This window comes from Flavobacterium sp. FlaQc-52, from assembly GCF_044007495.1.
In the GTDB taxonomy this organism is placed as follows: domain Bacteria; phylum Bacteroidota; class Bacteroidia; order Flavobacteriales; family Flavobacteriaceae; genus Flavobacterium; species Flavobacterium cupriresistens.
Genome location: NZ_JBIPCV010000001.1, coordinates 471,650 through 491,299, shown reverse-complemented (window position 1 = coordinate 491,299; position 19,650 = coordinate 471,650). Strand labels below are relative to the sequence as shown.

The following is a 19,650-nucleotide window of genomic DNA, read 5'->3' as shown; positions in this document are numbered from 1 at the left end:
AATGTTAGAACAAATCTTAAAAGTAAAAGAAACGGATTTCAATAGGTTAACTAATTAGAAAAAATGAAAACAGTTAAATTTCATAAAACAGAATGTGGTGTTGAAGTGCTTCTCAACGTATTGCACGGCGATATGCTGAGTGAGAGATATTTGGAGCGAGATACTTACAATACTGATTTTTTTGAAATATTACTTTTTAAGACTGCCAAGGGATCCCTGATTTTAAATCAGCAGAAAATCAATATAACTGACAATACAATTGTTTTTATTTCTCCTTTTCAAAAAAGGCAATGGGCTTTGGAAAGAGAGGGATTGGATTATACTGTTCTGGTTTTTCAGGAAAATTTTCTTAATGATTTTTTTTCGGACAAATTCTTTACGTATCGGCTTCTTTATTTTTATCAATTAAATTATCCTTTAAATATTAGTATTGGAAGGGAAGAAGTTCAAAAAGCATTTGACCAGCTTATGGAAATCAAATACGAACTTGTTAATAGCAAAACAGACAGTATTCATATCATACGATCTCTTACTTATTATTTGCTTTTGAAGTTCAACAGAATGTATGCTGGTGCAAATAATCTTTCCATAGATAGGGCAGAAAATAATTTCGCTTACCAGTTTAAACAATTAGTAGAAATACATATCAGGCAAAAGCAACGCATTGACTATTATGCAGATTTATTAAATGTTAGCAGGATTACAATTAACTCTTGTGTGAAAAAGCAGTTTAATGTTACCGCGACAGAGCTCTTAAAACAGAGACTGCTTTTTGAAATAAAGAATGACCTGATACATTCTGGAAAAACTATTGCTGAGATAGCCTACGATCTTCATTTTTCAGAACCTGGACATTTGATGCGATTTTTTAAAACTCAGACAGGAATAACCAGCAGCCAGTTCCTCTCAGATTACCAAAATGGTATATTTTCATAGCATTTTAGTTATCCAAACTATCAAAATGTCATCAAGTTTATTTATTATTTATAACTTTTTACTCCTTAATAAAACCAGCTGCAAATAAAAAAAACTCATTTCGAAAGAAATGAGCTTTAAATTTTGTGACGTCTAGTTTGCAATTTACAAACCATTTTATGAATGATTTAAGGAAATTTGAGAACCTATCGGTTGTATGTTAAAAAAATCTGAAAATGTATTTTAAAATATACTTTTTAGTATATTTGTACTCTAATTAAAAGAGTAATGTTAACTAAAGCGGAAAGAACAAAGCAATTTATACTTGAAACTGCGGCTCCTATTTTTAATCAAAAAGGAATTGCAGGCGCGAGCATTGATGATGTACTTGAAGCTGCTAAGTTGACAAAAGGCTGTCTTTATGGGCATTTTGAAAGTAAAGAAGATTTGTCTATTCAGGTAGTAAATTACATGCTTGATTATAACGGATTGAGATTGGTAGCGGCTATTAATAAAGCTAAAACGGCTAAAACTAAGGTTTTTGCTTATTTGGATTTTTATAAAGATCCATTAGAAACCAATATAAAAGGCGGATGTCCAGTGTTTAATATGGCCGTAGAGTCAGATGATACTTTTCCAATAATCAAAGAAAGAGTGGCTGGCGTGATCAGAAATGGACAGGATTTATTTGTCGAAATTTTAAACAAAGGTATCTTAGATGGTGAGTTTACAAATAAGTTAGAACCCGAAATCTATGCTTTTAAAGCAGTTGCAGCCGTTGAAGGCGCTTTAGTTTTATGCAGAACTATGAATACTGCTAAACCTATGCAAGGCCTTATTAAAAATTTGAAGGAAGAATTAGAGCAGTTTGTAATTTGACTTTTTTTTTGGCTTAAAATAAACTTTTTAGTATATTTTATAGTTTTTAAATGAAGAAAAATTATAGCCTTCAATCTTTTTTTGAGTATAAAATATACTAAAAAGTATAAAATTATAATTTAAATATTTAACAATTAAATAAATAACAAAATGAAAACAACTAATAATACAATATTTATTTCAGGCGGTAGCGCTGGAATTGGATTAGCATTTGCAAAAAAATTAAGTGCCGCAGGAAATAAAGTGATCATCAACGGGCGTAATGAAGAACGTTTACAAAACGCATTGAAAGAATTAGACAATGCTGTTGCAATACAAGGAGATTTATCTGTAGCAGAAGATCGTATTCGAATTGCAAAAGAATTAACAACACAATATCCTGAGGTAAATATTATCATCAATAATGCCGGTGCTGCCTTTATGAATGATTTAAGCGACAGCAAAAACAATGCTGCCGAAAAAGCATTTCAGGAAATTAATACGAATTATTTAAGTGTTATCGATTTTACACAATTGGTATTGCCTCATTTAGTACAGCAAAAAGATGCAGCAATTGTAAATATTACTTCGATTGCAGTTTTTAGAGGAAATAAATACCTGCCAACTTATTCTGCAAGTAAAGCTGCATTACATCTTTATACACAAGGTTTAAGAGATTCATTTGAAGAAAATCCTAATCTAAATGTTTATGAAGTTTATCCACCTTTGGTAAATACAGAATTTTCTGCTGAGATTGGTGGTGCAAACGGGATTCCACCTTCAGAAGTTGCAGATGAATTATTCTTGGCATTAGAGAAAAATCAATTTGATGTTTTGGTTGGAGAATCAAAAAAGTTCGCAGATAAATTATAAAACTGAAAATAACTTAGATCTAAATCTTTCATTAGAGATTGAATTAATAGGAAAATGTAAAATTATGGTACTAAAGGATAAAGTGATATTAATTACCGGCGGAGGTTCTGGAATAGGTCTTGAGGCTGCAAAACAATTCTTGCGGCAAGGCGCAAAAGTTATTATTACGGGTAGAAATCAAGAGAAGCTTGATAGTGCAAAAAAAGCGCATTCAAGTTTAATTACTATAAAAAGTGATGCCGGAAAGGAAGAAGATGCGATTGCTCTTTTCAATCATATAAGAGGATTGGGCGGAATTGATATTTTATATCATAATGCAGGAGTGTTAAGTCCGCTTTTAAATTTAGCTCTTACAGATGAAAGACATAGCAAGAATGCTGCCTATGAAATTGAGGTTAATTATCTTGGCGTAATTCGCTTAAATAATCTTTTTATGGATATGCTCCAATCACGAAGAGAAAGCGCCATTATTACTACAACCTCGCTTCTTCGTTATGTACCTTCAATTGTAGAACCAACGTATTCTGCGAGTAAAGCGGCATTAGCTTTTTATACAGAATCGCTGCGTAAACATTTACAGATTTTAAACAGTCGTGTAAAAGTATTTGAACTTCTTCCTCCAGTTGTTGCTACCGAAATGACTGCAGATAGAACAGGTAAAAAACTAACAACAGAAGAGTTTGTGAAAGAGTTTATTAATGCTTTAAAGAAAGATCATTATACGATTCGAATAGGAGATACAAAAGTTTTGTATTTGTTAAATAGATTCTTTCCTCAATTAGCATATGCTTTAGTTAATCCTAAAAACAGCTATAAATTATTACAAAAATAATCACTTAATAAAATCATATGAAAGCATTTATAATAAAGAGTTATAAACCTAAAGACGGTATGACTCTGGTCGAAGTTCCGGAGCCAAAACTACAAGAAAACGATATTTTGGTTAAAGTAAGTGCAGCCGGAGTTAATCTGCTAGATTCTAAGATTAAAAGTGGTGAATTTAAAGCTATGCTTCCTTACAAAATGCCACTTATTTTAGGTCATGATGTGGCAGGAGTTGTGGTAAAAACAGGTTCTGGAGTAAAGAAGTTTAAAATAGGAGATAAAGTTTATTCGCGTCCAGCCGATTTTAAGATAGGTACTTTTGCTGAATTTATTGCCATTAATGAAAATGATGCTGCACTAAAACCAACAACTATTTCGATGGAAGAAGCGGCCTCAATTCCGTTAGTTGGGTTAACAGCTTGGCAGGCATTAGTTGAAATAGCCGCTTTAAAAAAAGGACAAAAAGTATTTATTCAGGCAGGTTCTGGCGGCGTAGGAACCTTTGCGATTCAGCTGGCCAAACACTTAGGAGCTACAGTTGCCACGACAACCAGCACTACAAATATTGAATTGGTAAAAAGCCTTGGTGCAGATATTGTTATTGATTACAAAAAAGAAGATTTTGAAACCATTCTTAAAAATTATGATGTTGTTTTAAACAGTCAAGATGCTGTCAGTCTGGAAAAATCCCTTCGGATATTAAAACCAGGAGGAAAACTAATATCAATTTCAGGTCCGCCAGATCCGGAATTTGCAAAAGAATTTAGACTCAATGCCGTATTAAAAATAGTGATGTTTTTTCTGAGTTACAGTACTAAGAAAAAAGCAAAACGATTAGGAGTATATTATTCGTTTCTTTTTATGAAAGCAAGCGGGGAGCAACTTCATCAAATTACAGAACTCATCAATTCTGGAATTATACGCCCGGTAGTAGACAAAGTATTTCCATTTAATAAAGCTAACGATGCTATGACTTATGTAGAAAGCGGGCGTACTAAAGGGAAAGTTGTGATTAAGGTTAATTAAAATTGACAACAGTTTATTATAATACATAAAACAAAAGCTCAATTCTTTCGAATTGAGCTTTTGTTTTTGTGACCTCTACGGGACAAATTACAATAAATTTTTTGGAAGATTTGAAGAGATTGGCTTACTACATGTAAAGCCTGTCTTTCATTGGCTTTATAATTTTGGTTTAGATGTACCGTTGAGGATTGATGCAAAAATTGTAAAAACTCAATTGATTTATCGCATTAAACTGATATATAAATTTACAAAATTTATGGAGGATTTTAAAAGAATGTTCTAAGTTAAGGCAGGATTGTCTTTCTTTGGCTCTATGAATTACTTTATGCGATTTAGGATTTGTGTCGCAAAAGTCGTCCCTTTCGCTTATTAAAAATCTATCTTAAGGTTAAAGTAAAAAGGTGAAGATAGTGTTTACCTTTTTACTTACAAATGTTCTTTTTTTTTGGAATTGAATTAAATACTTCATCCTTTTTAATTTTTTCCCATTCATCTTTTAACATGCTGTAAGAAACGGTATTTCGTCTAAATCCGTCAGACATTAGCGTATGGTTCCTTAATATTCCTTCAAATTTTCCTCCTATTTTTTCAATCGCTGTTCGAGATGCTATGTTCCTTTCGTCAGTTTTGAATTCAATTCTTTCAGCTCCAAGGATCTCAAAAGCATATTCTAACAGCAGGAATTTACAATTTCTGTTTAAACCTGTCTTTTGAAATTCTTTGGCATACCATGTGCCTCCAATCTCCAGTCTGTCATCTGCATTGGAAATATTAAGATAACTTGTACAGCCTGCATATTTATTTCTAATTTTATCAAATACGCAAAACGTATAACGATTTTTAGATAATCTATTTTCTAACGCTTTTCCAATATATTTTTCTAATAACTCTTTATTATAAATAGGAGAGGGAGAATATTGCAGTAAAACTGTATCAGCTGTAGCAGCAGCAAAAAGATTTATTAGATCATTTTCCATTAATGGTCTTAGTAGCGCAAAGTCGTTCTCAAGCTGTATATCGTTTTCAAATAAAAAATTCACGGTTTTTGGAATTACAGTTTTGCAAAAATATACAGTAAAAGTATGAATATATAGTGAGATTTTTTAATTTTTCAGATAACCATAATATGAAATAAAAGCTAAAAATACGAATCTTAGCTACTTAGCTTTTGTGTCAAATTATAAGTTAATTAGTTTAATATTTTGGGCTTTATTTTTTTGTTTTAACATTCTTGTTGAAAAATTGTTATCGTTTTTTTATAAACTCCTCTGAGGATAAAATATCAAAAAAAAACTAGGCAATAGTCTTTTTTTTAATCAGAAATAAATCAACTTTTAATCTATGTTGCGCAACAATATTTAATATCAAAAAATTACGATAAACCAAAAGAGAAAAAAATCCTATATCCTTAATGGGATTTCGAACCACCGTTCAGCTTCGATTAAATCTCTGATAGCGCCACTTTAAGACTGTTTATTTCAAACAGACTAAGAATTTCTTGTGAAAAAATCGAACCGCAAATATTAGGCTGTGAAGGCTTGAAAAATCTATATGTTTGGGCATAAAAAAAGAGACAACTATTGTCTAGTTGTCTCCTTAAGTGACCCTTACTGAACAATTTACAAACCATTTTATGAACGATTTAAAGAAATTGGCTTATTTTCAAGTGAATTTGTAAGATAATTTTTTGATTTTTTGTTTTGAAGCGGTTTGCATGTATCGTTAGGGTATGTATTGAAAAACGTTAAATAACTTTATGCTTTTATCTTTTAGCTGTAATAATTATTTGTTGGGTAGATACTTGCATATCCAGATAAAATATAGTGATTAAAAATAAAATATTTATTTAAGAAAATGAATATCAAAATTTGTTGATGATATAATTCAACCTTTCAGATAAAACAAACTTTAGATTTTTTAATTGTGTAAGATTTAATACAGGATATTATTTTATTTAATTTTTATAATGCTTTAAATTGATCGCGTTAAAAGAATATGAAATCATTAAGTAGCTCCAAATAGCAAGTTTATTTTCATCTTGTATTTTTGGCAGATATTGCATTGCGTTTGTTGATTTATAAAAAGAAAAGGCATAATTAATTTCCAGTTCTTTGACAGGTAAGTACTTCAAAGAAAAATCATTTTCATATCCAAGAAACTTTGTCATTTTTTGACCCAAATTATTTAAAAGCGGGTATCGAGTATAAAAAAGGTGAAAATCAGAACGAAGAGATAGTTTACTATTTAAGGGAATTACGGTAAATAGATAAGGATTTACTAAACCTTTTCCGTTAACGTCGGAGGGAAAACGGGTAAAGACATTCATATTTCCATTGAACTTCCATGTCACGCCATATAAGACATCAAAATCTCCCGAACTATTATCTGATAGATTAGGACTGCTGCCACTAATTATTTCTGCACCTAAACGCCAAGTAGATTTCAATAGAGATAATTTAACTTCAGGTTGAAAATAGTAAGCAAATAATTTTTGACCTTTTGAATTACGTCCAAACTGCCAATATGAATTTAAAGTATAATACCATTGTTTCGTTTTAAATTCTATTCTTCCGCCTGCTGTTGCACGAGTATACAATTTCCCTGAACTTGAGTTTTCTAAAAAATCAACAGCATTCAATGAATTAAATGAAAATCCATGATTGTTATTGTAATTGAGACTATTTACCAACAGGTATTTATACCTATTTGATGCAACAGGAGAGTAGGCTGACTCAAATTCAGTGCTGTAGTTTCTGGTAAACAAAAAGAAAAAATCATTAGAGAAATATTTTGAGTATTTCATTATCCGTATTCCTTCATGGGCTCTCCCTTGCTGTGCCCAAGGAGCATCAGAAAATAATCTGCCATTATCTAATAAAACACTTTGCCTTCCCAATCGTACATTTAGAGATTTAATCTTAGTCTCAAAATACAATTGATAAAAATTAATGCTTCCAACTTTGGAAGCTTTGCTGTTTTCATCCCAAAGATGAATTTCCTGTAAATCGGATTTAATAAGCCATTTTTCTCTAGCATACTGCATAGAAATTCTGTTTCTCTGGGTAATAATAAAATAAGGATCAATTGAATCGTTGGGAGGAAGAAAATAATTTGAAGTATATTCGACTCTTGGTCTGATTTCAATATTCATTAGAAACTGTTGGGATAAGCTATTTTTTTGCTGTGCGTATAATTGAAATACACATAAATTAATAAAAAGTAATAAGATTTTTTTACTCGCAAGTATTTTGACTATCATACTTCTAATATCCTATAGAATTAGTGTATAAAAGTAATAATAGTATTCATATTTACAATATTATAATTACGTTTGATAATCCGCATTTATAATTTGTTCTGTTAAATCAGTAATGCGATTAGAGCCGGCACTTCTACCAAAGAATCTATGACAAATGCAAAAGCCTGAACGATGATTATTACCAATACTCCATGCATGCAGCAATGTTAAGCTGGAAAATACTGCCCGTCGCTGTTAAAGAAGATCAAAATCTGTCTCACAATTTGTGTGAAACAGATTTTTTTTGGTTTCTCTATTGGTGCAGCGATAAAAAAAATAATTTTGAAGAACATTCTATACTTTTAAATTACCAAATATCATAACTGTAATATTTTTAATGCTCCTCTAGCGACTATGAAAAACACACAAACACCAATAATAAGATCGGGTACCATTGAATTAGTAAAGTATACTAATATACCAGCAATTATGACTCCCATATTAATTACAATATCATTCGAAGTAAAAATCATACTAGCTTCCATATGTGCCTCTTTACTTTTAGATTTTTGAAGCAGGTAAAGGCATAACGAATTACCTACAAGTGCAAATAATGAAACTATTATCATAGTTCCGTATGCAGGAATATGGTCTGAGTCTACAAATCTTCTTAAAACTTCAATAAGTCCCAAAACTGCAAGACCAATCTGAAAATAACCACTTATTTTTGCTACACTTCCTTTTCTTGAAGCTGTGCTCCCGACAGCAAACAGAGCTAAACCATATACAATGCTATCGGCGAACATATCCAAACTGTCGGCAACCAATCCCATCGAATTGGATATAAAACCTGTAATTATCTCTATTAGAAAGAATGAAAAGTTTACAATGAGAACCTGCCATAATAACTTACTTTGCTGTGAGTCACTGTTTGTCTCTACATGTTCTGATGTATGTTCTGATGCCAGCAGAGTGCTGTCCAGATTAAGAGTATCAATTGCATTTGTTATAAGAGTGTCGTCGTCCGTATGATAGATCTTTAATCTTCTGTTTGCAATGTCAAAATCAAGCTGTTTGATTTGTTCTAAACCAGCGAGCTTCATTCGTATTAATTGTTCCTCACTGGGACAATCCATTTTTCTTATATTATATATACTTTTTTTCATAAGACTATATTTTAATCTTAATACCTGCATTTACAACAAATCCGTCTAACGGTGCATAAATATCTTTGAAAACAGGATTTGAAATTGGTCCTGTGTAGATACTTCCAAATTTTGTCTGTCTGGTATCAGTAAAATTTTCAAAATTGGCAAAAATTGAAAAATTTTCCCAAAGCTTTTCTACCATGAAGCCGAAAATCCAATATTCCCTTCCAGTTGTACCATCACTTAACTTTTGAGGACTGTAATAATAAGCTTCTAAACCAGCTTTCCATTTATCTTCGACTTCATACATCAAAACATTATTTAATCTGTGTTTAGCAGTTAAAGGATTTTGAGATTTTATGCCATTGTTGTCTATCGAAGCATCAGTAAAAGTGTACCCAACAAATAGTTTAAAATCTTTATAGCCTAATTTCACATTTGTTTCTGTTCCTTTTGTATCTAAATATCCATTAATATTTACAAATTGGTAAAGGTCATTAGGAAGCGAAGTTAAAATCAGTGGATTATCAACATTTGTATAAAAGAATAATTGATTCAATGATAATGAAATATCTTCGGTAATTTTAGTTTTATAATTCACATCAAAGTTAAGTCCGTAACTTTTTTCAAGTTTATTGAAATCACTATTAATAGGGAGTACATTTTGATATTGAATACGCTCGCTTTCTTCGGTAAAAATAGTTGGTGTTTTGTAGCCTAAACCGCCACCAAGTCGTGAAGTAAGTTTGGAATTAATTTTAAATAAAGCTGAGATTCTAGGTAATAATGAGAATCCGTAATCAACAACATAATCACCTCGAAGACCAGTCTCGATATCCAGCCATTCTTTAGCTTTGACGGTATTCTGAACAAAAGCACCATAAGTGATCTGATTATAGTTTCTTAATGGAAAAGCTGTCTGGCTGTTTTCAGTAAACTTGTCAGTATATAAATTTCCACCAGCAACCCATTCTGCAATTTCTCCATTTTTAGAATAGCTGATTTCTGAGAAAGTACTGTTCTGCAGGCCATCAAAAATATAGTCAGGAATAGTTATAATGCGGCTGAAATTATTAAAACTGTTTTTAATGGTAATAGATTCCTGATCATTAAATTTATGAGTAAGGGTGAACTGAGTGCTTATTCTCTGCGTTTTATTTTTTTCGAAATAACTGTCAGGGTATTTATTTTCGTCTTTTATATAGTCAATATTCCCGCCGATACGATTTTCAAAAACTGTATTAATGCCAAAATTTAGTTTAGTGTTTTCATTAAAATTGACAAAAAGTTTTGGATTAAAATTAAAGCGTTCGAATTTTGGAATCGCAGTAAGCTGTATATCAGCAGGGTCATAAGGAGCGTTTCGGTCATGAGATGCAAAAACAGTCAATCCAATTTTATCAAACTGCTGGGAATAAAAACCATTAATATTCAAACCAAGAGCGGAAGTCCCATTAATTAGAAATCGCAATTCTCTTTCTTCGGTAGGGGTTTTAGATACAAGATTAACCAAACCTGCAATTGCACCACCTCCGTAAAGGGTAGAGGCAGAACCTTTAATTATCTCAACCTGTTTTAAATCTAACGGAGGAGTCTGCAGCAATCCCAGTCCGCTTGATGCACCTGAGTATACAGGAAAACCATCTTTTAAGATTTGTGTATATCGTCCGTCTAGTCCCTGAATTCTGATTGAAGAATTTCCAGAAGTAGCTGAAGTCTGCTGGGTCTGGATTCCGGTACTTTCATTAAGCATCATACGGATATCCCCCGGTTTCATATTTGCTTTTTCTTCAAGTTCTTCTCCTGCTATAAACTCAACTCTGGTTGGAATATTGCTGATTGTTCTTGTACCTCTTGTAGAAGTTACCACTATTTCTTTCATTTCTTCGGCTTCTTCTTCCATTTCACTTTGCAATGCAATTTCTATAAAATTGACAGCTGCAGGCACTTTAAAAAGTGTTTTATTGGGAGCATAACCCTCTATTGAGATCGATAATGTGTAGTCTCCATTTTTAAGGTTTTCGATAATGATGTTACCATTATTATCTGATGACAAAACTTCATTGGTTTCTTCAATTTTAGCTGAAGCACCTTTTACAGGTTCATTGGTTGATGTATTTTTTATATGGAATGTGATTTTATTCTGTGCCTGTACAGTGCCAATAGATGCTATTGCCACAATCAATAAAATATATTTAAACATTTGTGATTTCTTAATGTTAATAAAGGTGATAAGCCCGCTTAATTGAAGTTAAGCAGGTAAAAGCGGTATTTTATTAAGAAATTTTAGGAGGCTGCCAGATTTTGCAGATGAAAGAAGAATCGACAAATTTATAGTATGATAGTGTCTGTGAAGCTTCTTCAATTGTGAATTCTAATTTTTCGGTAATAATTGAAGAATTAAAGTTTATTGTAAAACCAATACAGGTTCCACAGGAATAAAATGGCGAACATTTTCCATTGCATTCATCACCGCAGTCATGAGACTCACCCTTGCAGTTTTTTTCCACTCTACACTCAGAGTGTTTAGCAAACGCAGAGCAAGGTACTGTCGAAAGAAACAGTACAATGAACGATAATATTGTTACCCATATTTTCACGCGTCAAAATTATAAATATTTTACTTAGTAATTTCATGTAATTGTTTTTCTTTCGGCTAAGTTTTCTGTTTTTTTGTTAATATAAATATAAAATTATTGTGCTAGTCTTATATAACAAGGATTAAAGTGATTTGTATTCTGTCAAGTCACCTTTTAAAATATTCAAACCATATATATTTATAGGTAAAAGTCTGGTTAAATACAATTTAAAAGCATAAAAAAAACGCTAATTCCTCGGAATTAACGTTTTTTTAAGAAGTGACGTTTAGTTCACAATTTACAAATCATTTTATGAACGATTTAAAGAAATTAGCTTATTTTCAAGTGAATTTGTAAGATAATTATTTTAAAAGTTTGTTGATAAGCGGTTTGTATGTATCGTAAGGGTTAAATGTTAAAAATCGTTAATTCAGTAATAGATGTGATTTCTGTCATAATAACTTATAGATTTAAGTTGAAGAGAGCGAAAAAAAATGTCATCAGTAAATTTAAATTATTATTCTTAAAATTTTATAATCAAAATTTGTATATGATAATCTATTGTCCATTAGAAATTATTCAATTTAGCAACATTTTTTATCTTGCTGAATTGGTGGACATGGCACAGTTCCATAACTGCAATATACACAGCAATCACCTTGATTTGGTTTAAGAGTTTGTTTGCAGTTCTCACATTCGTAAAAAAATTGGCATGCATCAGTTGGCATAGTTTCTTCTTTACTGTGGGAGCAAAGGGGGCAGGTTATTATTGATTGTAGAACGATTTTCATTTTAATTTTTTGTTAGTTACTGTATAGCCTGTTGAATTTATTGCTTTTTCAATTTCATTAATAGTAGTTTTGGAATTATCAAATTCTACAATTGCGTTACCATTAGTATAATTTACATTTGAATTTATTATTCCAATCAATTTATTCACTTCGTGATTCACGTGTTTTTCACAGCTGGCACAAGTCATTCCGCTTATTCTAAACTCAGCTTTTTGAGTGCTGGTCTTTTTCACGACCAAGACTTTCTTTTCTGTATTTGGATAAAAAATGCTTGAGTAGTAAGGAAACGAAAGCATGAGGGCTGCAATTACTGTAATTATTCCTAAAAACATTTTTGAATTAACGAATTTCGGATTTTCTTCTCTATCGCAGTTACAGTCTATCAGCTTTTTAGTTTTCAGCTTTTGATACCAAGATAAACCAATAATTATAACAGTCAGGCCGATGAAATAAGGCCTCATTGGTTCAAGCCATGAAAAAGCAGAAGCAATCCCGCTTGTTCCGGCAACTAATGCTAATATGGGAGTAATGCAGCACAATGAAGCAGCTAATGCTGTGAAAAATCCGGCTCCGATCATTTTATTCTCTGTTTTCATATTTTTTCTAAAATTTCATTTTGTGCTAAAATTTCGAAGAAAGGTTTCAGCATTTTTTCATATTCCTTTGTCAATGAATAGAAAATGGTCTGCGCTTCCCGTTTAGTTTCAATAAGTTTTCTGTCTTTTAGTTTCCGTAAGTGCTGTGAAATTGCAGAAATACTCATTTCAAGAATATCACTTATGTCACAGACACAGAGCTGTTTTTCTTCATAAAGTAAAAAGAGAATTCTTAATCTCACATTATTGCCAGCCAATTCAAGCCCACTTGATAAATAGTCAAATGAGGTATTGAGTTCTGATACTCTGTCTTTACAGCGGATTATTTGTTTAATATCTGCTTGCTGTCGTATACAAATTATATCTTCCATAATGCAAATTTATACTTTTTGCTTATTTAAGCAAATGCTAAAATACAAAATAATTGAATTAAAATTTTGAATGATTCCTGCCCATAAAAAAAGACAACTTTTTGAGTTGTCTTTTAAACAGTAAAGCGAAATATTACTTATTGCAATCTTTCGGAGCACAAGTTCCCGAATCGTCACTACAGCAATGCGTAGAACATTTTTCAGTGCAGCAGACAATACCAATGCTGCAAGAGTAATGTACATTTTGTTTTTCATAATTTTAATTTTAATGATTAATACTACTTAAGACGCACTAATCTAAAAATGATGCAGGCTTTGCTGATTTTTTTTTTTTAACAGCCTGAATTTTCTATATATGAAGTTTTCAAAAATGATTCGGTGTTATCAGCATTTTCCTCCGCTGCATGATTTTTTAGAGGTAACGTTCATAATATTTCCACGGCGGTCTAATTCAATACTGCAGCAATCCAGAAGCATTTCCTTTAATTTGGATCTGCCTCTTTGCACTCTAGAACGGATGGAAGGGTAGGCAAGGCTGTATTTTTCTGTTAAGTCTTTCTGTTTAATTCCATGTATTTCGCTATCCATGATAATGTCCCGATAGTCTTCCGGCAGCCGCTCAATGAATTTTATTAAACAGCAGTCCAGACTTTCCGAAGTATCAAAATCTGTTTCATGCATAATCTTTTGCATCATACATTCGGTCAGCTCTGATTTCTTATGATTGGAATCTTTTCGGTAATAATCAATAATGGAATTTCTTGTGATTGTGAAAATCCAGCTTTTTAGTTTGCCTTCGTCGGTAAGTGATCCTAAATTCTCGTTTATCTTTATAAAAACTTCCTGCAAAACATCGGATGCATCGTCGGTATCATTTATACGAGCCTTTATATATCTGCCCAAGATGATATAAAACTGATTGTGAATAGTATTTATTTCCAAATTCATAAAATTTATCTTCTGCTTATGCAATAAGATGGATTAACAACAATTGATTTTACTTCTGAAATTATTCCATAAGTTGGCCGTTTTTGGAATGCATAAGAAAAGATGAAGAATTGCCATTAGGATAGCTCCCGGCAAAAGATTTACAATTAACAGATTAAAGAATCCTGGAGATTGATTTATATTGTAAATCATAATTTCCCCATTTTGAAAAGTAAACCTGATGGAGAGATAAACTGCAATTGACGCAAAATGAAAACCATTTACAAATAAATGGACAATGTATTCCCAGCGGGGAAGCCCTCCCATAAACTGCCTGCTGTCTTTTTCTATAAAAGCATCGTAACCGAGAACCAGTATATCCAGAATGACAATGGTCAAGCCTATTACAAAACTAGTATGATTATCCTGTTTCAAGAACAGAAAATAAAGGATTGCCGGAAAGAAGACAGCTCTCAAAGTATGGGTAATGTGCTCGGTTTTACTTTCTTCTCGATCGTGAAGCTGGTATTTGAAAATATGCAGATAAAAGCCGTCATATAAGGCCAAGACCGCAAATAGGACAAGAAAGAAGGATGAAATGATAATTGCTGTTTCCATTTTATTTTTGATTGATTATAAAAGCAAAACTATTGGAAAGTATAATTAGCAAAAAGGACAAATGTCCTCGAATTTACAGACTAATTTCTTTTCTGATCCTGCTCAGCGTCCTGCGTGTTATTCCAAGATAGCTTGCAATATCATTTACTGAAGCCTTGTTTACAACAGCAGGCTGTTCCTTAAGCATGCGCATGTATTTTTCCTTTGCAGTTTCATTGCACAAAACACTGGCATACTGTTCCATTACCATATACTGCCGTTCGGCAATTGTCCTTCCGATATTCTGCCAGAGAGGGCTCTTTTGATAGAGATTCTGCAGGTCATTGTAACTGATTGTTATAAGTTCCGTATCTTCCACTGCCTGAATGGAAAGTTCCGAATGCTGCTGCGAAATAAAGCTTTTATATGAAGCTGTCAGATTATTTTCTGCACAGAAGCAGGAAGTCACTTCTTCGGATTTTTCATTTATGTAATATGTCCTTAGCAAACCTTTTTTAATAAAAGCCGCTTCATGAGAGGTTTTGCCGATCTCTGCAAAATAACTGTTTCGGGCTAATGTCCTTGTTTTGAAATACTGACTGTACTTTTCAAATTCCTGATCGCTTAGAGGGACAATGCTCTTTAAAAATAATTTAAAACTTTCCATAGCAGGTTTTATTTCAATACATTAATATGCTTTTCTAAGCATAAAGGCGTAAATGTCCGGAAGAGGACTCTCTTCAATAGCGCGGGCTGCTTTTTCAATATCATACGGAACTCTTATGAATTCTACTTTAATGCCGTCTTTTTTGGAAATATTGCTGCTTTTTTCAATTGTTATCACAGCATAACAGCAGTGTGGATTTCTATCTTTAGGTTTTCCAACCGACCCTGCATTAATGGCGTGAAAATAAGTGCCTTTTTTATTTGGATTTTCCAATATGCGATGATACGGCAGATGAGAATGTCCGCAGATAAGAATGTCCGTATTGGAATCAAGAAAGATGTCGGTAAAATCTTTCTCATTTTTATCCTCAAGCAAATATTCCCTGTTGCTGTAAGGACTCCCATGGACCATCAAAATTTTTATAAGTCTGCTGGCCGTCTGGTATTCAAGTTTAATATGGGCAGGAAGAGCAGAAAGATATTTGATCTGCTCTTTGCCCACAATCTGATATGCGTAGCTTTGAATGTCATTTGAACCGTCATTATGTATCTCGACAGCTTTGACATCGTGATTTCCTGCAAGGGTAGGGATATGCTTTTTACGAATCTCATTGATCACGGCATTGGGGCATAAATTGTAGCCTACTAAATCTCCTAAGCAGTAAACGGCATCAATATTCTGCTCTTCAATACTTTTTAGGGTCTGCTCCAATGCGGGGAAGTTCGCATGTATATCCGATATTATTGCAATTCTCATATTTTCTTAAGCAGTTTCTGCAGCTACCTGTTTTGTGAAATACTTCTTTCTGAACCAGAATGCAAGGTTTACCAGTGCTATAAGAGCAGGTACTTCTACCAAAGGGCCTATAACACCTGCAAATGCCTGGCCGCTGTTTATTCCAAACACGCCGATTGCCACAGCAATGGCAAGCTCGAAATTATTGCCGGTGGCTGTAAAAGCTATAGAGGTTGCCTTTGAATAGTCAGCCCCAAAATATTTTCCTGTAAAAAAGCTGATGACAAACATTAAAGTAAAGTATATGACAAGCGGTATTGCAATACGCACGACATCCATAGGGATCTGAACAATAAGTTCCCCTTTCAGACTGAACATTACAATGATCGTAAAGAGCAATGAAATAAGAGTAATTGGCGAGATAAACGGTACGTACTTATTCTCAAACCATTCAGAACCTTTTAAAGCTATCAAAGAATAGCGGCTTATGATTCCCAGAGCAAATGGAATACCTAGATAGATACCGACGCTCTCGGCAATTTGAGCAATGCTGATGTTCACCTCAAAACCATCATATCCAAAATAGGGAGGGAGGATGGTTATAAAAATGTAAGCGTATACACTGTAAAGCAGCACCTGAAAAATACTGTTAAGGGCAATAAGTCCTGCTGCATACTCACGGTTTCCGTCTGCCAGATCGTTCCATACCACAACCATTGCAATACAGCGTGCCAGACCGATCAGGATCACCCCAATCATGTATTCAGGATATCCGTTCAAAAACAGGAGCGCCAGTAAAAACATCAAAACAGGGCCTACGATCCAGTTCAGGAATAAAGAGGCACCTAAGACCTTTGTGTTTTTGAAAACCTGCCCCATCTGCTCGTATTTTACTTTTGCCAGAGGCGGATACATCATAAGGATAAGTCCTATTGCCAATGGAATGTTTGTTGTTCCGCTGGAGAAAGAATTGATAAAATCTCCGCTTGAAGGAATAAAGTATCCTATTGCCACGCCTATAGCCATGGCAAGGAAAATCCAAAGGGTTAAGAAGCGGTCAAGGAAGCTTAACTTTTTGCGTCCGACGGCTGGTGCACAGTTATTTGCTGACATTTTATTTTTTTATTTGTGAGAATACGTAAAACATTTCAGTTCCTATCTGCAGGCTTCGCTCCAGATAAGTTTCTTTCTGCTGAGGCGTTCCGTCAGAGATTTTTGGATCTTCAAAGGTAATCGGGATTCTTTTCTCAGCGCCTGCTATAAACGGGCACCCGCCGTCAGCCTGCGAGCAGGTCATTATTGCTGCGAAACTGCTTTCAGGATTGAAATCATCATCATAGGTTTTGGAAAAACCGATAACAGGAAGCGCGTCAGCTGAATATTTTATGGAATAAACCGGGTTTGAACCCTCTGAAAGTGTTTTGATGTTGAATCCTGAATCCTTCAAAGTCTCCGCTGCCATTGGGAAAAGGGCGGTAGCCTCTGTTCCTCCTGAATAGCATGAAACGTTTTTGATGCCGTAATAGGCGGCCGCAGTCTGCGCCCAAACCTGCGAGAGGTGGCTTCTTCTGGAATTATGTGTGCAGATTAGGTTCAGTCTGGTTTCCAGATTGCTGTCCGCTTTTGTCTGAATGAAGTCGATTAATGGCTGCAGGACTGCTTTGCGATCTTCGGAGATCTGCTTAAAATCAAATGATTTAACGGTATTCTCAATTTGTGGATACAACATAGTTTTTTGGCTGTAAAGGGTTATTGATTATCTGTTTAATGATTAGCAGCATCCTCCGCCCGGAGTGCATGAAGAAGCATTATCAGCATTTAGCTGAGATAATTTTACTTTAAGCTTATCAGATGGGATTCCGCACTGCTCCTGAGCAAGGCACGCTGTCTGTTTATTAAGCAGAGTGAAGTTTTTACCGTTAAAATCCAAATCGTATTTACCGATAGTGGTGTTCTGGTATTCCACTTCAATTTCATGGTCTTCAATTCCCAGGACTTTTTCTGAAAGCTCAATGATGTGGATCAGTTTCTGAGGTTTAAGCCTGTGCTCGTAGTCGTTGGCATCCCAAAGCTGGAAGTTTACAACTGTTTCTTTTCTTACTGTTCCTCCGCAGTCGATGAAGTTTTTGGTAACCAAGCCTACTTCAGTTACGTGAAAATATTCCGGTACAAATGTGCCGTCCGGTAGTTCAAAATTTACAGCTTCCACTGTTTTAAGCACTTCTTTAATTTCTGAAAGTTTCATAATTTTTTATATTTAGTAAAACTATATTTTTTATTAATTAATAACGGAGCTTCTTCTTTCAAGAAGCGCAGTATTTCTCCAGATACCATTCTGTTTTCCGATTTTTTCTCTTGTTCCAAGTATTCGGAAGCCTGCTTTTTCATGGATGCGGAGACTTGCTGTATTCTCAGGAAAGATTCCTGCCTGAAGCGTCCAGATTCCTTCTGTTTCGCTCTGTCGGACAAGTTCATTTAAAAGGGTAAGCCCGACTCCTTTTCCTGAATGTGCTGGATCCACATATACGCTCACCTCTGCAACCCCCGCATAAACGCAGCGTGAAGAAACAGGGGTAAGGGCAGCCCAGCCAATTACATTGCCATCTTCCTGCATTACAACTCGGCAGGACTTAAGATGTGACTGGTCCCAGTCTTCCCATGAAGGGGCGCTGGTCTGGAAAGTGGCATTGCCGGTATCTATCCCTTTTTGGTAAATTATTTTTACCTGATCCCAGTGTTTATCCGAAAGTTTTCTGATTTCCATATTTTTATAGATTAGCAGCATTCACTTCGCTTTTTTGCCAAATGATCTGATATATGCTCAAAGAAACCTTTTATCTTTTCAAGTCCAGGTTCGTTGATGCAGTAGCAGATAGAATTTCCTTCGATGCTTCCTTTAATCAGTCCCGCATTTTTCAATTCTTTCAAATGCTGTGAAACGGTCGGCTGTGAAAGGGGAAGTTCGTTTACAATATCTCCGCAGATGCAAGCATCCACTTTTAATAAATATTCCATAATAGCAATACGCGCAGGATGGCCTAATGCTTTTGCTAAAACAGCCAGCTCGTTCTGGCTTTCTGTAAAGTGATCTGTTTTTGTTGCTCCCATCGTTTTATATTTATATTGCAATATTACGATAATAATTTAAATAAAAAAAAATATAAAGATTTATTTTTATGAAGATGAAGGCATCGGCTAAGAAAAAGATTCGATGCATATGGTTTTATAATATTGTTTGTTACCCGAATGCTAGTTTTATCAAACCAATGTATAAAGCAATAATTACATGGTTTATCGTTAGCTGATATTATATAAATACAATACAAACTGAACAACCCATAATTAGAAAGATGTTCAGCATTTGCAGTTATTTGTTATTAATAATACCAATTTTAAATTTAAAATTGGTATTATTAGATTTTCATACTGGTTCAATTTCGATCATTAATTTGAATGGACTTCCACACCGTTCAAATGAAAGACAATTTAAAAAAATTGATATCC

Annotated in this window: 22 protein-coding genes; 5 read left to right on the top strand and 17 right to left on the bottom strand. The window is 33.7% G+C overall.

The annotated features are described in order from the left end of the window. Positions 1-63: 63 nt before the first annotated feature. The 5 genes from ACHRV5_RS02235 to ACHRV5_RS02215 all read left to right on the top strand — a co-directional run bounded on the left by ACHRV5_RS02235 (position 64) and on the right by ACHRV5_RS02215 (position 4,497). A complete protein-coding gene (locus tag ACHRV5_RS02235) occupies positions 64-936 on the top strand; it encodes an AraC family transcriptional regulator (RefSeq protein WP_047775339.1) in 873 nt (290 codons plus the stop codon). Between the two features lie 267 nt (positions 937-1,203). Beyond that, complete coding sequence (locus ACHRV5_RS02230) at positions 1,204-1,794, top strand: TetR/AcrR family transcriptional regulator (protein ID WP_230001997.1); 591 nt, start codon at positions 1,204-1,206, stop codon at positions 1,792-1,794. Between the two features lie 150 nt (positions 1,795-1,944). After that, entirely contained in the window at positions 1,945-2,646 is a 702-nt protein-coding gene (locus ACHRV5_RS02225; protein ID WP_395425576.1) for an SDR family oxidoreductase, read from the top strand. After that, a complete protein-coding gene (locus tag ACHRV5_RS02220; RefSeq protein ID WP_395425575.1) occupies positions 2,603-3,478 on the top strand; it encodes an SDR family oxidoreductase in 876 nt (291 codons plus the stop codon). The genes ACHRV5_RS02225 and ACHRV5_RS02220 overlap by 44 nt, the downstream gene beginning before the upstream one ends. A gap of 17 nt (positions 3,479-3,495) precedes the next feature. Continuing rightward, complete coding sequence (locus ACHRV5_RS02215) at positions 3,496-4,497, top strand: NADP-dependent oxidoreductase (protein ID WP_395425574.1); 1,002 nt, start codon at positions 3,496-3,498, stop codon at positions 4,495-4,497. A 422-nt stretch (positions 4,498-4,919) separates the two neighbouring features. Here the strand turns inward: ACHRV5_RS02215 and ACHRV5_RS02210 are convergent, their stop codons facing one another. The 17 genes from ACHRV5_RS02210 to ACHRV5_RS02130 form a co-directional block, all read right to left on the bottom strand. Then, positions 4,920-5,537: a GNAT family N-acetyltransferase gene (locus ACHRV5_RS02210; RefSeq protein ID WP_395425573.1), complete on the bottom strand. Its 618-nt coding sequence runs from the start codon at positions 5,535-5,537 to the stop codon at positions 4,920-4,922. A 914-nt stretch (positions 5,538-6,451) separates the two neighbouring features. Next, the gene (locus tag ACHRV5_RS02205) at positions 6,452-7,648 is read right to left on the bottom strand and encodes an alginate export family protein (RefSeq protein WP_073414691.1); all 1,197 of its coding nucleotides are present in this window, start codon (positions 7,646-7,648) and stop codon (positions 6,452-6,454) included. A 464-nt stretch (positions 7,649-8,112) separates the two neighbouring features. Next, positions 8,113-8,901, bottom strand: coding sequence for a cation transporter (locus tag ACHRV5_RS02200; RefSeq protein WP_035691042.1), 789 nt, complete (start codon positions 8,899-8,901; stop codon positions 8,113-8,115). A gap of 4 nt (positions 8,902-8,905) precedes the next feature. After that, positions 8,906-11,086, bottom strand: a complete 2,181-nt coding sequence (locus ACHRV5_RS02195) for a TonB-dependent receptor plug domain-containing protein (RefSeq protein ID WP_008463705.1) — start codon at positions 11,084-11,086, stop codon at positions 8,906-8,908. Between the two features lie 73 nt (positions 11,087-11,159). Beyond that, positions 11,160-11,483: a DUF6660 family protein gene (locus ACHRV5_RS02190; protein ID WP_012025079.1), complete on the bottom strand. Its 324-nt coding sequence runs from the start codon at positions 11,481-11,483 to the stop codon at positions 11,160-11,162. Between the two features lie 563 nt (positions 11,484-12,046). Further along, a complete protein-coding gene (locus ACHRV5_RS02185; RefSeq protein ID WP_012025078.1) occupies positions 12,047-12,253 on the bottom strand; it encodes a GDCCVxC domain-containing (seleno)protein in 207 nt (68 codons plus the stop codon). After that, positions 12,250-12,849, bottom strand: a complete 600-nt coding sequence (gene merTP / locus ACHRV5_RS02180; protein ID WP_072953533.1) for a mercuric transport protein MerTP — start codon at positions 12,847-12,849, stop codon at positions 12,250-12,252. The genes ACHRV5_RS02185 and merTP overlap by 4 nt, the downstream gene beginning before the upstream one ends. Next, on the bottom strand, positions 12,846-13,220 hold the full coding sequence (locus ACHRV5_RS02175) for a metalloregulator ArsR/SmtB family transcription factor (protein WP_008463711.1): 375 nt from the start codon (positions 13,218-13,220) through the stop codon (positions 12,846-12,848). Before ACHRV5_RS02175 ends, merTP begins: the two co-directional genes overlap by 4 nt. Before the next feature lie 384 nt (positions 13,221-13,604). Beyond that, positions 13,605-14,168 carry an RNA polymerase sigma factor SigZ gene (gene sigZ / locus ACHRV5_RS02170; RefSeq protein ID WP_072953532.1) on the bottom strand — a complete coding sequence of 188 codons (564 nt, stop codon included), beginning with the start codon at positions 14,166-14,168 and terminating at the stop codon, positions 13,605-13,607. 33 nt (positions 14,169-14,201) lie between these two features. Further along, positions 14,202-14,765, bottom strand: coding sequence for a hypothetical protein (locus ACHRV5_RS02165; RefSeq protein WP_072953530.1), 564 nt, complete (start codon positions 14,763-14,765; stop codon positions 14,202-14,204). Between the two features lie 73 nt (positions 14,766-14,838). Further along, positions 14,839-15,411 carry a Crp/Fnr family transcriptional regulator gene (locus ACHRV5_RS02160; RefSeq protein WP_072953528.1) on the bottom strand — a complete coding sequence of 191 codons (573 nt, stop codon included), beginning with the start codon at positions 15,409-15,411 and terminating at the stop codon, positions 14,839-14,841. Positions 15,412-15,432: 21 nt separating this feature from the next. Next, positions 15,433-16,167 (bottom strand): metallophosphoesterase, encoded by a 735-nt coding sequence (locus ACHRV5_RS02155; RefSeq protein WP_129053267.1) that lies wholly within the window; start codon positions 16,165-16,167, stop codon positions 15,433-15,435. A 6-nt stretch (positions 16,168-16,173) separates the two neighbouring features. Then, a complete protein-coding gene (arsB, locus tag ACHRV5_RS02150; RefSeq protein WP_395425572.1) occupies positions 16,174-17,259 on the bottom strand; it encodes an ACR3 family arsenite efflux transporter in 1,086 nt (361 codons plus the stop codon). 1 nt (position 17,260) lies between these two features. Beyond that, entirely contained in the window at positions 17,261-17,875 is a 615-nt protein-coding gene (locus tag ACHRV5_RS02145; RefSeq protein ID WP_395425571.1) for a low molecular weight phosphatase family protein, read from the bottom strand. 42 nt (positions 17,876-17,917) lie between these two features. Continuing rightward, positions 17,918-18,391 (bottom strand): DUF6428 family protein, encoded by a 474-nt coding sequence (locus ACHRV5_RS02140; protein WP_395425570.1) that lies wholly within the window; start codon positions 18,389-18,391, stop codon positions 17,918-17,920. 33 nt (positions 18,392-18,424) lie between these two features. Beyond that, positions 18,425-18,931, bottom strand: coding sequence for a GNAT family N-acetyltransferase (locus tag ACHRV5_RS02135; RefSeq protein ID WP_395425569.1), 507 nt, complete (start codon positions 18,929-18,931; stop codon positions 18,425-18,427). After that, positions 18,922-19,254, bottom strand: coding sequence for a helix-turn-helix transcriptional regulator (locus tag ACHRV5_RS02130; protein ID WP_041515706.1), 333 nt, complete (start codon positions 19,252-19,254; stop codon positions 18,922-18,924). The genes ACHRV5_RS02135 and ACHRV5_RS02130 overlap by 10 nt, the downstream gene beginning before the upstream one ends. Between the last annotated feature and the right edge of the window lie 396 nt (positions 19,255-19,650).

Bases quoted from the DNA above. Each gene is read 5' to 3' on its own strand.
- ACHRV5_RS02205 (WP_073414691.1), bottom strand. From the start codon at position 7,648: ATGAATATTGAAATCAGACCAAGAGTCGAATATACTTCAAATTATTTT.
- ACHRV5_RS02135 (WP_395425569.1), bottom strand. From the start codon at position 18,931: ATGCTGCTAATCTATAAAAATATGGAAATCAGAAAACTTTCGGATAAA.
- ACHRV5_RS02220 (WP_395425575.1), top strand. From the start codon at position 2,603: ATGTTTTGGTTGGAGAATCAAAAAAGTTCGCAGATAAATTATAAAACT.
- ACHRV5_RS02145 (WP_395425571.1), bottom strand. From the start codon at position 17,875: ATGTTGTATCCACAAATTGAGAATACCGTTAAATCATTTGATTTTAAG.
- arsB (WP_395425572.1), bottom strand. From the start codon at position 17,259: ATGTCAGCAAATAACTGTGCACCAGCCGTCGGACGCAAAAAGTTAAGC.
- ACHRV5_RS02175 (WP_008463711.1), bottom strand. From the start codon at position 13,220: ATGGAAGATATAATTTGTATACGACAGCAAGCAGATATTAAACAAATA.
- sigZ (WP_072953532.1), bottom strand. From the start codon at position 14,168: ATGAATTTGGAAATAAATACTATTCACAATCAGTTTTATATCATCTTG.
- ACHRV5_RS02160 (WP_072953528.1), bottom strand. From the start codon at position 15,411: ATGGAAAGTTTTAAATTATTTTTAAAGAGCATTGTCCCTCTAAGCGAT.
- ACHRV5_RS02130 (WP_041515706.1), bottom strand. From the start codon at position 19,254: ATGGGAGCAACAAAAACAGATCACTTTACAGAAAGCCAGAACGAGCTG.
- ACHRV5_RS02155 (WP_129053267.1), bottom strand. From the start codon at position 16,167: ATGAGAATTGCAATAATATCGGATATACATGCGAACTTCCCCGCATTG.
- ACHRV5_RS02230 (WP_230001997.1), top strand. From the start codon at position 1,204: ATGTTAACTAAAGCGGAAAGAACAAAGCAATTTATACTTGAAACTGCG.
- ACHRV5_RS02195 (WP_008463705.1), bottom strand. From the start codon at position 11,086: ATGTTTAAATATATTTTATTGATTGTGGCAATAGCATCTATTGGCACT.
- merTP (WP_072953533.1), bottom strand. From the start codon at position 12,849: ATGAAAACAGAGAATAAAATGATCGGAGCCGGATTTTTCACAGCATTA.
- ACHRV5_RS02165 (WP_072953530.1), bottom strand. From the start codon at position 14,765: ATGGAAACAGCAATTATCATTTCATCCTTCTTTCTTGTCCTATTTGCG.
- ACHRV5_RS02215 (WP_395425574.1), top strand. From the start codon at position 3,496: ATGAAAGCATTTATAATAAAGAGTTATAAACCTAAAGACGGTATGACT.
- ACHRV5_RS02140 (WP_395425570.1), bottom strand. From the start codon at position 18,391: ATGAAACTTTCAGAAATTAAAGAAGTGCTTAAAACAGTGGAAGCTGTA.
- ACHRV5_RS02225 (WP_395425576.1), top strand. From the start codon at position 1,945: ATGAAAACAACTAATAATACAATATTTATTTCAGGCGGTAGCGCTGGA.
- ACHRV5_RS02200 (WP_035691042.1), bottom strand. From the start codon at position 8,901: ATGAAAAAAAGTATATATAATATAAGAAAAATGGATTGTCCCAGTGAG.
- ACHRV5_RS02185 (WP_012025078.1), bottom strand. From the start codon at position 12,253: ATGAAAATCGTTCTACAATCAATAATAACCTGCCCCCTTTGCTCCCAC.
- ACHRV5_RS02235 (WP_047775339.1), top strand. From the start codon at position 64: ATGAAAACAGTTAAATTTCATAAAACAGAATGTGGTGTTGAAGTGCTT.